The following is a 13,634-nucleotide window of genomic DNA, read 5'->3' on the forward strand; positions in this document are numbered from 1 at the left end:
CTTACCCCTAAGCTAATTTTATATTTTTTCTAACAACGTTTTCAAGGTATTCTGCTGAATACGGTTTAGTAATGTATTCAGTCATACCAACCTCTACTCCGCGCAATCTATCTGTTTTAGACGTCCTTGACGTAACAGCAATAAGCGGTAGATTGCGATATTTAGAGTATTTGCGAATTTCACCAGCAAGTGTATATCCATCCATCCTAGGCATCTCAATATCAATCAAAATTGCATCAAATGAATGCTCGCCGGATTTTATAACATTTAACGCCTCGACACCATTAGTTGCTTCTATTATAGTTACTCCGGTTGGTTCAAGTGCTTTTTGCATAATGGTTCTATCCATTTTAGAGTCATCAACAATCAAGACCTTATAATCACTTGGCTTTTCCTTTGCTTTTGTGCTATCTTCTATTTCGGCTCTAATATCTACCTTGATATCTTTAGCCATCTCCATCATAGCACCAACGTCTATAATAAGAGTTACACGGCCATCACCTCTAATAGTAGCTCCAGCGATGCCTGGGATATTTTGCAAATAATCACCCATTGACTTAATAACAATCTCTTCTTGACCAACTAAAGTATCTACTATGATGCCTAGTTTTGCTTCAGCAACGCCGATGATAACGACATAAGTATGATCACCGCCATCAAACACTTTTTCAACTCCAAAGACATCCGAAAGCCTAACAAGAGATAAGACCTCATCTCTTAGTCTTAGAACGTTTTTACCATCGATCGTATAGATATCATCGATAGGTACGCGAACAGTCTCAAGAACGCTCGCAAGTGGTATCGCATAAAATTCCTCTTGTGTTCCAACAAGAAGTGATTGAATAATCGCAAGTGTGAGTGGAATTTTAAGCTTCATAACTGTACCTTTTCCAACTTCACTCTCGATATCGATGATACCATTTAGCTTTTCGATATTTGTCTTAACAACGTCCATACCAACGCCACGACCAGATACGTTTGTAACCTTTGCAGCAGTTGAAAATCCTGGCTTAAATATAAGGCCAAATGCCTCTTTCTCACTCATCGCATCAGCTTCTCGCTCAGTAATAATGCCTTTTTCTATAGATTTAGATTTAAGCATATCAGCGTCTAGACCTTTACCATCATCAACTATCTCAACAACTATATGATTGCCTTCGTTATAAGCTTTTAGTTGAACAAGGCCTTTTTCAGGTTTACCCATTGCCTTTCTCGTCTCAGGATCTTCGATACCGTGGTCGCATGAGTTTCTAATGATGTGAACTAGAGGATCACCGATCTCTTCAACGATTGATTTATCAAGCTCTGTCTCTTCACCTGAAATTTCAAGATCTATTTGCTTGCCAAGGTCGCGGCTAAGATCACGTATCATACGTGGGAATTTGTTAAATACCTTTGCTATTGGGAGCATTCTAGTCTTCATAACAGCTAGCTGGATATCAGTCGTAACTAGACTTAGACTTGAGACTACTTGATTTAGCTCCTCAAGGAATTTCTCGCCCTCATATCTCTCTTCTACGTCATCATAAATTTTTAGTAGGCGGTTTTTACCAAGAACAAGCTCGCCGATTAAATTCATCAAGTGATCAAGTCTTTTTACCTCAACGCGTATCGTTTGCTCCTGTGCTACTGCACCACTGCTTGCAGCTGGTACTTTTTTATCTGTGTCTCTTTCCCTACTAGGAGCTGGTCTTGCTGCAGGCGCTGGTGCAGCGCTTGTGGCTGGAGCTATCTCTTTAGGAGATTTTGGAGCTATGCCTTTTGAAGCACGTCTTGCTTGATCTTCTGCTTTTCTAACTTTTAAAAGTCTCTCTATCTCAGCTTCAACCTCAGAGTCACTTAACTTTGAAAGCTCAGCATCACTTACTTCAGGAGCTGCTTCTTCAGCTGGTGTGGCTGGCTCTGGCTCTTTTACTGGCTCAGGAGCTTCTGCGGCTGCGCTTGGTGCTTCACCTTCTGAAATTTGAGTAAGTCTTACACAAATATTTTTAATATCGATACCAGCGGCTGCGTCACTACCGTTATCTCTAATGCTCTCTAGTAGTCCTTTCATCATATCAACTGACTCAAGAACAACGTCCATAATGTCTGGAGTGATCTTTAGTTCGCCTTTTCTAGCTTTGTTCAAAACATCTTCCATGTGGTGAGTAAGCTCTGTTAAAACATCAAAATTTAAAAAACTTGAGCTACCTTTTACTGTGTGAGCAACGCGGAAAATTCTATTTAAAAGCTCTAAATCCTCAGGGTTTGACTCAAGTTCGACAAGGTCATGGTCTATCTGCTCAATAAGTTCGAAAGCCTCTATCAAAAAGTCTTCCATTATTTCTTTCATATCATCCATGCTTCACCTCATTTTGCAGATTGAGAATGTGCTTCAATTACTTTTAGCACCTCTTGATAAAATACACTAGCATCAAATTTTGTAAGATACGCAGCGCCACCAGCCTCTTTACTCTTGATCTCACTAAATTCATTACTTAATGAAGAGTTAAATACAATTGGAACCTCTTTAAACCTATCATCATTTTTAATAGTTGAAGCAAATCGGTATCCATCCATTTGTGGCATTTCGATATCACTTAAGATAACTCTAAGCTCTCTTGTTAGGTTATCCCCATATCTTTGATAAAGCTCTTCCATTCTCTCTAAGCCCTCAACGCCGTTTTTAGCTTCAACTACACTAAGACCCATCTTCTCAAGTGCATCTTTTACCAGTTTTCTAGCAGTTGAGCTATCATCTAGCACTAGAGCAGAACCTTTTAGTTTTTGATCATCTGTTACATCAAATTCGATCTTTGGCGAGTAAATTCCTAGCTCTTCAACGATGCTTTCAAGATCAAGAATGAGAAGCACTTCATCATCTTCTATTCTTGTTACACCTGTGATCTTGCCCTTATCTAGAGTGCCAGACCCTGAAGCAAAATTTGCAGGCTCTATGTCTTTCCAGCTTATTCGCCTAATCCTCTTGGCCTCATGGACGATAAAACCGATTAATATACCGCTAAATTCAGCGATAATAACACGTGGCTTTATTACTACACCCTCGGTTGGCTCGATAATATTCATCCATCTTGCCAAATTTATAACAGGGATCACCACGCCTCTTAAATCAAAAATTCCCTCAATATACTCGGGAACACCAGGAAGCTCGGTAAGATTTGGCATCTTAATGATCTCCCGCACCTTTGCGACATTGACTCCGTATATTCCTTCATATACTTTGTTTTCGGCCTTTTTAAAGATACGAAAATCAACAAGTTCCATCTCGTTTGAGTCCGTTTTTAGTACGTTATCTCCAAACATCAATGTCCTTTCAAACTCATTTTGAGCAAATTCAACTTTTGCTGGGCGTATTCTACAACAAAATAACTTTGCTCGCATGCAAAACAAGGTAAATTTATATAAAATCTATCGTAAATATCAAATAGCTCACCTTGATGATAGTGTCCCTCTATCACTATACTTGCGCCAAAGCCCTGCAAATGCTTGCTCATTAGCTCCTTGAAGTTTGAAATTTTATAGTGCAGATTTTTCTTAGTAAGTTTGGATAGTATCGCTTTTGAAATTTTAAAATCCAAAATTTTATCAAGCGCGTTCATAAATTTCAAAAACCATCTAAGCCTTAAAAACCTAAGCGCATACTTATCTATAAAAGGTAAAAATATATCGCCATGCGCGATCTGGACGTGCTCGCCACTTATAGTTCTAAATTTCACTGGCTGGGCGCAAATGTCATAGACCTTTACCCCCTCAAAGCTTAGCCTCTCGCCTTTGTCCCAAAAATCTCTAGTTTTATTAAATAAATTTGAAAGTCTAAAATCGTGGTTGCCCTCAAAGTAAAAAATTTCTACCTTTTGTGAAATTTTATTTATAAGCCTTAAGTGCTCAGCGTAAAACTCCCTTGTATATTCGCCTTCGCCCGTTAAAAAATCAAATATATCACCAAGCAAGAAAATCTGTGGTGGCTCCTTGATCTCTCCGCTATCAACGGCGCGCAAAAATTTCAAAAAGCCATTTCTATTTACATTTTCATGCGCATCAGCCAAAAAGATCGCGCCTTCTTTTATAACGGGGGCATATAGGTATTCGCTCAAATTTTGCCTTAATTAAAAATTAGCAGAGCCAAAAAGCAGTTTTTTAGCCCTTCGCCTCATCTTTTTAGTCAAATTTTATAGGTTTGTAGCAGATCTTAACGAGCTCAACGTCGCTTCTGCCTTTTGGTAAATTTAGCGCTACCTCATCGCCCTCAGCCTTGCCTAAAAGCTGCTTTGCAAGAGGTGAGTTTATCGAGATATAGCCCTTATCTAGGTCACTTTCGCTCACACCAACTATCGTGTAAGTATGCTCGACCTCGGTCTCTTCGTCCATTATCGTCACACTTGAGCCAAACCTCACCCTATCATGCTCGTAGCTACTTGGATCGATCACTTCAGCATTTGCCAAAAGTGCGCTAAGCTCAGCGATCCTAGCATCTATAAAGGCTTGCTTCTCTTTTGCTGCGTGATACTCAGCGTTTTCTTTTAGATCGCCATGGCTTCTTGCGATGTCGATCTCTGTTACGATTTGTGGGCGTTGCACTAGCCTTAGATCTTTTAACTCAGCTTCTATCTTCTCGTATCCGTGCATTGTCATTGGTTCACTCATTTTTTACTCCATATTTTTTAAAATTTTTACTACATTTTTACTGCTGCCATGCGCCAAATAGGCTCTTAGCTCGTCGCAGCCTTTTAAAAATTTCTGCCTATCACAGCTCTTGTAGGCTCTTAGCAAATTTTCAGCCGTTGCAAACTCTTGTATAAACTCCTCATGAAGCGGCTCTTTGCCCATGAAATCAAACATTATATTTGCAAGTCCCGCATGCTTGATCTTTACAAATTTTCTAGCTATGAAAACGTCTATCGCTTTTGCCTTGTATGCTAGCACAAATGGCGTGCCAATGAGCGCTGCTTCAAGCGTAGCAGTCCCTGAGCAAACAAAGGCAAAGTCGCTCTCATACAAGGCTTCAGGCGTGTTTGAGACGACCTCAAAATCGCTCACATCGCCATAAATTTCGCCCACGTTATCAAGCAAAAATGGCGGCACGACAAGTAGCCTTTTAGCCTCTATCTTTTTAGCAAGCTCTCTATAAACTGGCATAAGCCTAGAAATCTCTGACCTTCTTGATCCCGGCAAAAACGCCACTTTGCCGCTGCTACTTAGGCTAGTTTTTTTAAGCTTTATCTCATCCATCAAAGGATGGCCCACGTAGGTCGAGCGGCTATAAAATTTCGCATCAAATGGCAGGATCGAAGCAAGGTTGTCACAGTATCTCTCCACAACGCTCACTCTTTTTGGCTTCCACGCCCAAACTTGAGGCAATATATAGTATGTCACGGCTGCTTTTACGCCAGCTTCTTTTATCGCCTTTGCAAGCGGCAGGTTAAAGGCTGGACTATCTATTAGCAGCACTGCATCAGCCTCTTTTGCCATCTGGCTCATCACTTTCATCGCCTTTTTTGCCTTAAAAATAAGTGGCAAAACCTCGACAAAGCCCATCGCTGAAAACTCGCTGCTTTTCATATATGGCATGCCAAGCTCTTCGCTAAAAATTCCCATTAGCTCAAATTCGCCCTCGAAATTTTTCAAAATTTCTTTTAAATGCAAATTTGCCGATGGCTCAAGAGCGGAGACTAAAATTTTCATTTACACACTTTCATCAGGTCTTTTTTTGGGGGGCATTATACGCAAAAATTCTTTAAAATTTTAAGAAAGCTGTGATAAAATCCAACCCTTTAAAGGATAAAATTTGAAAGAAATTTTGATAACAAATGACGATGGATTTGAGGCGACTGGCCTGCTTGCCTTAAAAGAAGCTTTAAGCGAGCTAAAAGACGTAAATGTCACGATCGTAGCTCCAAGCTCTGAAAAATCAGCCTGCGCTCACTCTTTGACGCTCACAAGGCCTCTTAGGTTTATAAAACTTGATGATGGCTTTTTTAAACTTGATGACGCAACGCCCAGCGACTGCGTCTATCTCGCACTTCACGCACTTTATAATAAAAAACCAGATCTAGTGATAAGCGGCATAAATCACGGGGCAAATTTGGGCGAAGATATCACCTACTCTGGCACGTGTGGAGCGGCGATGGAGGGCGTTTTACAAGGCATTAGAAGCATCGCTTTTTCACAGTTTTATGAAAACAACTCACTAAATGAACTTGGCTTTGAGCTAGCAAAAAAGATCGTTAAATTTATCGTGCCAAAGGTGCTAAATGATGAAATTTCGCTAAATCAAAGAGAATTTCTAAATGTAAATATCCCAGCCACAACTATCAAAAATTTCAAAGGCTACTCCGTCGTGCCAGCTGGCAGACGCACCTACGCCACGCATGCCACGCTTAACCGCAACCCAAGAGGCATCGAGTACTACTGGCTTGGAAACGCCGCACTTGAATATGAAAAAGGCGAGCCAAGCGACATCAGCAAGGTAAATGAGGGCTTTGCAACGATAACACCCATAAAACTAAATATGACTTCATACGAGAGCTTGGAGAGCTTAAAAGGGAAATTTGATGCAAAATGATAGATTTACAAGGATAAGGTGGCTCTTTGGAGAGGATGGTTTTAGCAAGCTTCAAAGCGCAAAAGTGCTAGTTTGCGGAGCTGGCGGCGTTGGTGGAATCTGCGTGGACGCGCTTGCTAGAAGCGGGGTCGGAAGCATCACGCTGATCGACAAAGACATCTTTGACGTGACAAATCAAAACCGCCAAATTTACAGCGAAAATGTAGGCGGCATAAAGGTCGAGGAGTTTGCCAAAATTTATCCTTGCATCACGCCTATGCAGACGCTGATCACGCCTGAGTTTGTCGCTGGATTTGACTTTAGTAAATTTGACGTGGTGATCGATGCGATCGATGATATCAATGCCAAGATCGCCCTTGCAAACGCAGTAGATCCTAGCAAATTTATAGCCTCGATGGGTGGGGCAAAAAGGGTTGATCCAACCAAGATCAAGGTGGCCTGCGTTTGGAAAACTTCGGTCGACCCACTAGCTAGAAAATATAGATATGAGCTCAAAAAATCAGGCTTTAGTGGTAAATTTGACGTGGTCTTTTCAACAGAAGAGCCACTCTGCAAGCCACTTGGCAGCTTCATGGGCGTGACTGCCTGCTTTGGGCTAAATTTAGCCTCACTAGCTGTTAAAAAGATAGTTGAACAGTAAGCCTAAATTTACACTCCGAGCAAAATTTCAAATTAGAGCTAACATTTTTGGATATAAATTTAATAGTCAGCTCTACAAAAGACTAATTTAACAACCCAATATGAGCATCTAGCAAATTTTAAAATTTCATGAACGAGTAATTTTAGTAGTCAGTTCTTAGAGGTGAATGAAAGTTTTAAAATTTGAAAAACGCAGTAAATTTAAAGAGTAGCTAAATTTAAATTAGCTAGCTGCAAATTTAGCAGCCAGCTAAAATTTTAGTTTTTATGGATGCGAAGGTAGCTATTTAGTGCGCCGACATAGGCCTTAGCGCTTGCCATCATCGTATCAATATCAAGTCCGTGACCCATTACGGCTGTTTTGCCCTCAAACTCGACTTTTACATCGACCTTTGCAAGTGCATCTTTGCCTTGAGAAACAGCTGTGACCTTGTAGTCTTTGAGCGTGCCGTTAATGCCACTAATGCGATCAACTACCTTAAATATCGCATCTGCTGTGCCATTGCCAAGGGCTGAGTCGCTAACGATCTCATCGTTGTGCCTGATGCTCATAGAGGCACTTGCTAGGCTGCCACCGCTACTTTGAAGCAAGTCTGTGATCTCGTAAGCTTGTGGGATCTTGGTGATCTCCTCTGCCACGAGCGCTCTGATATCATCGTCAAATATCTCTTTTTTCTTATCCGCCAAGTCTTTAAATTTCTCAAACGCCTTATTAAGCGCATCGCTATCAAGGTCAAATCCAAGGCTTGCAAGCTTATCTTTAAACGCATGTCGGCCACTGTGCTTGCCAAGAACGAGCGAGTTTTTCTCTAAGCCGATGCTCTCAGCACTGATGATCTCGTAGGTCTCTTTGTGTTTTAGCACGCCGTCTTGGTGGATGCCACTTTCGTGTGCAAAGGCGTTTTTACCAACGATTGCTTTGTTTGGCTGTGGCTCGATGCCTGTGATGCTAGCGATCAGTCTTGAAGTCGGATAAATTTCTTTTGAGATGATGTCTGTGTAAAGCGGCGCAAAGACGTCCTGACGAGTTTTTATAGCCATCACGATCTCTTCAAGTGCAGCGTTTCCAGCGCGCTCACCGATGCCATTTATCGTGCCTTCAACCTGCCTTGCACCAGCTTTTATAGCAGCTAGCGAATTTGCCGTAGCCATGCCTAGATCGTTGTGGTTATGCACCGAAACTACCGCTCTACCACCTATAAATTTTACTATTTCGCTAATGCGAGCTGTGATCTCCTCTGGATACAAGTAGCCAACCGTATCAGGGATGTTTATGGTTTTTGCCCCTGCGTTTATCGCTGCGTCGCAAATTTCTTTTAAAAAGCTCATCTCGCTTCTGCAAGCATCCTCACAGCTAAACTCCACATCATCGCAAAACGTTTTTGAGTATTGCACTGCCTCAACTGCACGCCTGATAACCTCGTCTGGGCTCATTTTTAGCTTATATTGCATGTGGATCGGACTTGTTGCTATGAAGGTGTGAATTCTTTTGTTTTTTGCTGGAGCTAGTGCCTCGCCAGCTGCCTTGATATCACGCTCAACCGCACGTGCAAGCGAGCAGACAGTGATGTTTGAAGCTTGCTTTGCGATCTGATTTACCGCGTCAAAATCCCCTGGGCTAGCCGCTGCAAATCCAGCCTCCATCACATCTACACCAAGCCTTTCAAGCTGAAGTGCAATCTGAAGCTTTTCAGCTGTGTTCATAGAAGCTCCTGGGCTTTGCTCGCCATCTCTTAAAGTCGTATCAAAGATTATAATTTTATTTTTATCCATTTTTTGTCCTTTTATGATTTTTATATTTAAATTTAATGAGTTAAGTAAAGAAGAATTTGCTACCTAAGTAGCAGCAGTAGAGAGTTTTTGATTTCGATTTTTGGTAAAAATTTACGCGATTTTATTATGCCATTTTCGCTCATTCGCTCTCCTTTTTTTTGTGATTTTTGCTAAACATTATCGCCGCTCTAATAATACCATAAAGCATATAAACGCTCATAAAAAAGGTCGCACTCTCGTAAGGATATAGATAAAGCATAGAAAATACAACTACAAGTGCTACTAAAATTCGCATAACATGAGTTTGTTTTAAATTCATCTTTTTAAAGCTTGGGTAGCGGATGTTGCTAACCATCAAGATAGCTAAAACCGCTTCAAGCAATATCAAGCACCACTCAAAACCATATAAAAATTCATGCTTTAGATAAACACCAACCCAAAGCACTCCGATGATGGCTGCTGATGGTATAGGAAGTCCGATGAAGACATTTGGCTCGTATGTGCCAGTAGTGACGTTAAAACGAGCTAGTCTAATAGCTCCAAAGACTACAAACATAGCTGCTATTAGTGCGCCAAATCTGCCAAATTTTGCACCAACTGTTAGATAAAATAAAATCGCTGGAGCCACACCAAATGCTACAAGGTCTGCAAGGCTATCAAACTCTACTCCGAATTTGCTTGTAGTCTTTGTAAGTCTTGCCACGCGTCCATCAAGTCCGTCTAAAATCAGTGAAAGAATGATGTAAATAATAGCCTTAAAATAGTTTCCCTGAATAGATGAAATAATGCTTATAACACCCAAAAAAGCGCTTGCTGCGGTAAATAAATTTGGCAAGATATACATTAACTGCATTTTTTGTATGCTATTCATTTTATTTTTCCTCTTCAAAGTATCCAAGAAGTGAAGCAGCTTTAATGCTCTCGCCAACGCTTACGCAAATTTTAGTATCTCTTGGCAAGTATAAAATCACTTCGCCGCTTCCTAAAAAGCCAAATTTTCTAGAGGCTTTTAGACTAGTAATGTTATAAATTTCTAAACTTCTACTAAAAACTCCAGCTATGATCTTCATAGCAAATTTAATATTTCCTTTTTCAAAACGAATTATCGCTCTTTCGTTTAGCATCTCTGAAATTTTCATCGCCTGGCATAAAAAGAGCCCATGCCTTCTTTTAACTTCAGCGACGCTAGCATCGCTTATAGCCCTTAGCGTGCCTACGCCAAAAAATGGCTTTGAGATAACTATCTTAGCCACCTCTTTATCATCAAAATTTGAAACGCTAATCTCTTTTATCTTACCATCTATGGGCGAAAGTAAGGCTAGTTTATCATCAGTAAAAGGCTCTCTTTCAGGGTCTCTAAAAAAATAAAGAGTTAAAAGAAGCAACGCTAGAAAAAATAGTGGCGCAGTACCAAACAATGCAGATATAGCAAATAAAATCAAAAAGAATAATATAAATTTATACCCTGCTTTTGCGATGTAGCCACTCATTTTTATTCCTCTTTTTTGCCTTTTTCCTCTTCTTCAAGCTCTATAAGCCTACTTTCAAGACCATTTTCTTCTTCGTAGTTTTTGATGATCTCTCTAACTCTTTTTCCCTCGATAGTCTCTTCTTCATAAAGTGCTGAGACCATGTTTTCAATGGCGCCTTTATAAATTTCAAGAAGACCAAGCACAGCTGTATATCTCTCATGAAGAAGCGCTTTTACAAACTCATCAACCTTTTCAGCCATTTTGTCGCTATAGTCTTTTATGCTTTGTCCGCCATTTAAAAATGTTGCGCGTTGCTTTTCAAGTACCATAAGACCAGCGACATCGCTCATACCATACATGCTAACCATAGCTTTTATGATATCGGTCGCACGCTCTAGATCGTTGCTAGCTCCAGTTGATATCTCTTTTATAAAGACCTCTTCAGCAGCTCTACCAGCCAAAAGCACATCTACTTCTGCAAGTAGTTCATGCTTTTGCATCATAAATTTATTCTCTTCAGGCGTATTTAGTGTATAGCCAAGCGCTGCAAGACCGCGCGGCACGACTGAGACTTTTGTCACTCTTTTTGCACCTTTTGTTAGCTCAGCTATCAAGGCATGGCCGCTTTCATGGTAAGTGACTATCTTTTTCTCTTTTGGATTTACGCGGCGTGATTTTTTCTCTAAACCAGCTATCGATCTCTCGACAGCCTCCACTAGATCAGCCTGCTCGACAAAAGTCTTTGACTTACGTCCTGCAAGAAGTGCCGCCTCATTTATGATATTTTCAAGATCAGCACCTGCTAAACCAGTGGTAAGCCTTGCGATATCCTCGATATTTACATCTTTGCCGATTTTCACATCTTTCATATGAACTTTTAAGATGTCGCAACGTCCTTTAAAATCAGGCTTATCAACAAGCACTTGCCTGTCAAATCTACCCGGTCTTAAAAGTGCAGCATCTAAAACTTCAGGTCTATTTGTAGCTGCTATGACGATGACTGGCGACTTGTCCGCATCAAAGCCGTCCATCTCAGAAAGAAGCTGATTTAGCGTCTGCTCTCTCTCGTCATTGCCACCCATCGGACCAGAATTTCTGCTCTTACCGATCGCATCGATCTCATCTATAAATACAATCGCTGGGGCCTCTTTTTTTGCATTTTCAAAAAGATCCCTAACCCTACTTGCGCCAACGCCAACAAACATCTCTATAAAGCTTGATGCTGACATAGAGAAAAATGGCACGCTAGCCTCGCCTGCAACAGCTCTTGCAAGAAGCGTTTTACCAGTACCTGGAGGGCCAACTAGCAAAATACCTTTTGGAATTTTAGCTCCAAGTCTTAGGTATTTATCTGGGCTCTTTAGATAATCAACTATCTCTTGAACCTCTTCTTTTGCCTCTTCAACGCCTGCAACATCGTCAAATTTAACTTTTGGTTTTTCAGAATTTATAAGCTTTTTCGCGCTTCCTATGCCAAGTATGCCACCGCCGATATTCTTTTGCATACGACTAGCAATAAACATCCAAATAGCAAAAAATATAAACACCGGTATGATCCATGAAAATATAAGATCTCCAAACCAGTTATTTTCGCTATAAACGCTGTAAGTTATGCCGTTTTGCTCAAGTATACCAATGAGCGTTGGATCGTTTATGCGCTTTGCAAGGTAGATGGTTTTGTCATTACCAACGCCTTTTATCGTGGTTTCAGATATCGCAACTTCATTTAGTTGCTTATTTTTTAGCATATCCTTAAATTCAGAATAAGCTATCATCTTGCTTTGAGCGTTGTTGCCAAGCCCAAAAGTACCGCCTAGTCCGTCGCCACTAAAGCTTCTAAAAGCTAGAACTATAACTATCGCAAAAATAGCAAAGATAAAGATGGGATTTTTGTTGAAAAACCCGTTATTATCGCCATTATTTTGGTTATTATTTTGATTATTCATCCATTTCCTTATAAACAAAGCTAACCCAATCATTAGCCTGTTTTATCTCAACTAGCTCCAAATCCTTAAACGTATCTTTAATCCTATCTTCGTATTTGTTCAAAATTCCAGACAATACTAAATAGCCGCCCTTTTTAAGCGATTTTTTCAAGTCATTTGAGAGCATAAAAATGACATCAGCAATGATATTTGCTACGACGATATCATATTTTTGCTCTAAATTTGCAATAGATCCTGTCCAAATTTTATTAAATTTAACCTCATTTAGCTGGGCGTTACTTAGCGAGCTTTGCGTGGCCTGCTCGTCTGTATCGCAGGCATCGACCTTGCAGCCAAGCTTTGCTAATGCAATACTTAATATCCCGCTTCCGCATCCCACATCTAAAGCGCTATCGCCACTTTTTGCATATTTTTGTAAAAGTTGCAAGCAAGAATTTGTGCTTTCATGGTGCCCTGAGCCAAAGGCTAGAGCTGGGTCGATTATGATATTTGTTACGCCACTAAGTGGCTCTTCCCAGCTAGGTCTAATATAAATTTTATCAACCAAAATAGGCTTAACTGCTTTTTTATATTCGCCTAGCCAGTCTTTATTTTCTTTTAAATTAAGAGAAATTTTTAAATCATTTGAAATTTTACGAACGCTAGAGAGCCCTTTTGCATACTCTTCGACACCCCAAGCTATATCTTTTAGATCATACTCTTCCCTGATGATGATCTCATGATCTAGCTCTTCTACACAGGTGACCCCAAAAGAAAAAACTAACTCTAAAATTTCATCATAAAAATTTGATGTTTTGATGCTTAATTCGTAAAATTTATCTTTCATTAACCAAGAACGTCTTCAAGCTTCTCTTTTAAAACTTGTGGCGTAAAAGGTTTAACGATGTAGTTATTAACACCTGCTTTTAAAGCTGTTATAACCTCGGCTTTTCCGCCCTCTGTTGTTACCATTATGATAGGCATATCAACATATTTTTGCTCAGCTCTTACTTTTTTAACAAGCTCAAGACCATTCATCTCAGGCATGTTCCAGTCAGTAATAAGAACCTCAATACCCTCGTTTTGTGTCAAGATATTCCAAGCTTCAAGCCCGTGCTCAGCCTCAAGAATTTCTTGATGTCCTAACCTTTGCAAAGTATTTTTTATGATCCTTCTCATTGTTGAGCTGTCATCTACAACCAAAATCTTCACATAATATCCTTTTAGTAAAAATTGCCCTATTCTAGCTAATTAAAATTTATA

The 13,634-nt window shown here is 40.1% G+C and carries 13 protein-coding genes; 2 read left to right on the forward strand and 11 right to left on the reverse strand.

Annotation, left to right across the window (positions count from 1 at the left end):
• Positions 1–7 precede the first annotated feature (7 nt).
• From CYP05_RS06105 to lpxB, 5 genes are all read right to left on the reverse strand, one after another.
• Positions 8–2,341: a hybrid sensor histidine kinase/response regulator gene (locus CYP05_RS06105; RefSeq protein WP_103642309.1), complete on the reverse strand. Its 2,334-nt coding sequence runs from the start codon at positions 2,339–2,341 to the stop codon at positions 8–10.
• 8 nt (positions 2,342–2,349) lie between these two features.
• Entirely contained in the window at positions 2,350–3,303 is a 954-nt protein-coding gene (locus tag CYP05_RS06110; protein WP_103642310.1) for a chemotaxis protein, read from the reverse strand.
• Positions 3,303–4,094: a UDP-2,3-diacylglucosamine diphosphatase gene (locus CYP05_RS06115; protein ID WP_103642311.1), complete on the reverse strand. Its 792-nt coding sequence runs from the start codon at positions 4,092–4,094 to the stop codon at positions 3,303–3,305. Before CYP05_RS06115 ends, CYP05_RS06110 begins: the two co-directional genes overlap by 1 nt.
• A 64-nt stretch (positions 4,095–4,158) precedes the next feature.
• Positions 4,159–4,644, reverse strand: coding sequence for a transcription elongation factor GreA (gene greA / locus CYP05_RS06120; protein WP_103642312.1), 486 nt, complete (start codon positions 4,642–4,644; stop codon positions 4,159–4,161).
• Between the two features lie 3 nt (positions 4,645–4,647).
• Positions 4,648–5,682: a lipid-A-disaccharide synthase gene (gene lpxB / locus CYP05_RS06125; RefSeq protein ID WP_103642313.1), complete on the reverse strand. Its 1,035-nt coding sequence runs from the start codon at positions 5,680–5,682 to the stop codon at positions 4,648–4,650.
• A gap of 103 nt (positions 5,683–5,785) precedes the next feature.
• Here lpxB and surE point away from each other — a divergent pair, with 103 nt between their 5' ends.
• Both surE and CYP05_RS06135 read left to right on the forward strand, forming a co-directional pair.
• On the forward strand, positions 5,786–6,562 hold the full coding sequence (gene surE, locus CYP05_RS06130; protein ID WP_103642314.1) for a 5'/3'-nucleotidase SurE: 777 nt from the start codon (positions 5,786–5,788) through the stop codon (positions 6,560–6,562).
• Complete coding sequence (locus tag CYP05_RS06135) at positions 6,552–7,202, forward strand: tRNA threonylcarbamoyladenosine dehydratase (protein WP_103642315.1); 651 nt, start codon at positions 6,552–6,554, stop codon at positions 7,200–7,202. Before surE ends, CYP05_RS06135 begins: the two co-directional genes overlap by 11 nt.
• A gap of 257 nt (positions 7,203–7,459) precedes the next feature.
• Here CYP05_RS06135 and CYP05_RS06140 read toward each other — a convergent pair whose 3' ends face one another.
• The 6 genes from CYP05_RS06140 to CYP05_RS06165 all read right to left on the reverse strand — a co-directional run bounded on the left by CYP05_RS06140 (position 7,460) and on the right by CYP05_RS06165 (position 13,583).
• Positions 7,460–8,974 carry a 2-isopropylmalate synthase gene (locus tag CYP05_RS06140; protein WP_103642316.1) on the reverse strand — a complete coding sequence of 505 codons (1,515 nt, stop codon included), beginning with the start codon at positions 8,972–8,974 and terminating at the stop codon, positions 7,460–7,462.
• A 139-nt stretch (positions 8,975–9,113) separates the two neighbouring features.
• On the reverse strand, positions 9,114–9,845 hold the full coding sequence (pssA, locus tag CYP05_RS06145; protein WP_009294672.1) for a CDP-diacylglycerol--serine O-phosphatidyltransferase: 732 nt from the start codon (positions 9,843–9,845) through the stop codon (positions 9,114–9,116).
• Between the two features lies 1 nt (position 9,846).
• Complete coding sequence (locus CYP05_RS06150; RefSeq protein ID WP_103642317.1) at positions 9,847–10,464, reverse strand: phosphatidylserine decarboxylase; 618 nt, start codon at positions 10,462–10,464, stop codon at positions 9,847–9,849.
• A 2-nt stretch (positions 10,465–10,466) separates the two neighbouring features.
• Complete coding sequence (ftsH, locus tag CYP05_RS06155) at positions 10,467–12,392, reverse strand: ATP-dependent zinc metalloprotease FtsH (protein ID WP_103642318.1); 1,926 nt, start codon at positions 12,390–12,392, stop codon at positions 10,467–10,469.
• On the reverse strand, positions 12,385–13,218 hold the full coding sequence (locus tag CYP05_RS06160) for a 50S ribosomal protein L11 methyltransferase (RefSeq protein ID WP_103642319.1): 834 nt from the start codon (positions 13,216–13,218) through the stop codon (positions 12,385–12,387). Before CYP05_RS06160 ends, ftsH begins: the two co-directional genes overlap by 8 nt.
• A complete protein-coding gene (locus tag CYP05_RS06165) occupies positions 13,218–13,583 on the reverse strand; it encodes a chemotaxis response regulator CheY (RefSeq protein WP_002939933.1) in 366 nt (121 codons plus the stop codon). The genes CYP05_RS06160 and CYP05_RS06165 overlap by 1 nt, the downstream gene beginning before the upstream one ends.
• Between the last annotated feature and the right edge of the window lie 51 nt (positions 13,584–13,634).

It is taken from the genome of Campylobacter concisus, assembly GCF_002913545.1.
In the GTDB taxonomy this organism is placed as follows: domain Bacteria; phylum Campylobacterota; class Campylobacteria; order Campylobacterales; family Campylobacteraceae; genus Campylobacter_A; species Campylobacter_A concisus_AV.

What these genes read in the sequence shown, in the direction of transcription:
- ftsH (WP_103642318.1), bottom strand. Translation starts at nt 12,392, where the DNA reads ATGAATAATCAAAATAATAACCAAAATAATGGCGATAATAACGGGTTT.
- CYP05_RS06105 (WP_103642309.1), bottom strand. Translation starts at nt 2,341, where the DNA reads ATGGATGATATGAAAGAAATAATGGAAGACTTTTTGATAGAGGCTTTC.
- CYP05_RS06110 (WP_103642310.1), bottom strand. Translation starts at nt 3,303, where the DNA reads ATGTTTGGAGATAACGTACTAAAAACGGACTCAAACGAGATGGAACTT.
- greA (WP_103642312.1), bottom strand. Translation starts at nt 4,644, where the DNA reads ATGAGTGAACCAATGACAATGCACGGATACGAGAAGATAGAAGCTGAG.
- pssA (WP_009294672.1), bottom strand. Translation starts at nt 9,845, where the DNA reads ATGAATAGCATACAAAAAATGCAGTTAATGTATATCTTGCCAAATTTA.
- CYP05_RS06160 (WP_103642319.1), bottom strand. Translation starts at nt 13,218, where the DNA reads ATGAAAGATAAATTTTACGAATTAAGCATCAAAACATCAAATTTTTAT.
- lpxB (WP_103642313.1), bottom strand. Translation starts at nt 5,682, where the DNA reads ATGAAAATTTTAGTCTCCGCTCTTGAGCCATCGGCAAATTTGCATTTA.
- CYP05_RS06135 (WP_103642315.1), top strand. Translation starts at nt 6,552, where the DNA reads ATGCAAAATGATAGATTTACAAGGATAAGGTGGCTCTTTGGAGAGGAT.
- CYP05_RS06140 (WP_103642316.1), bottom strand. Translation starts at nt 8,974, where the DNA reads ATGGATAAAAATAAAATTATAATCTTTGATACGACTTTAAGAGATGGC.
- CYP05_RS06150 (WP_103642317.1), bottom strand. Translation starts at nt 10,464, where the DNA reads ATGAGTGGCTACATCGCAAAAGCAGGGTATAAATTTATATTATTCTTT.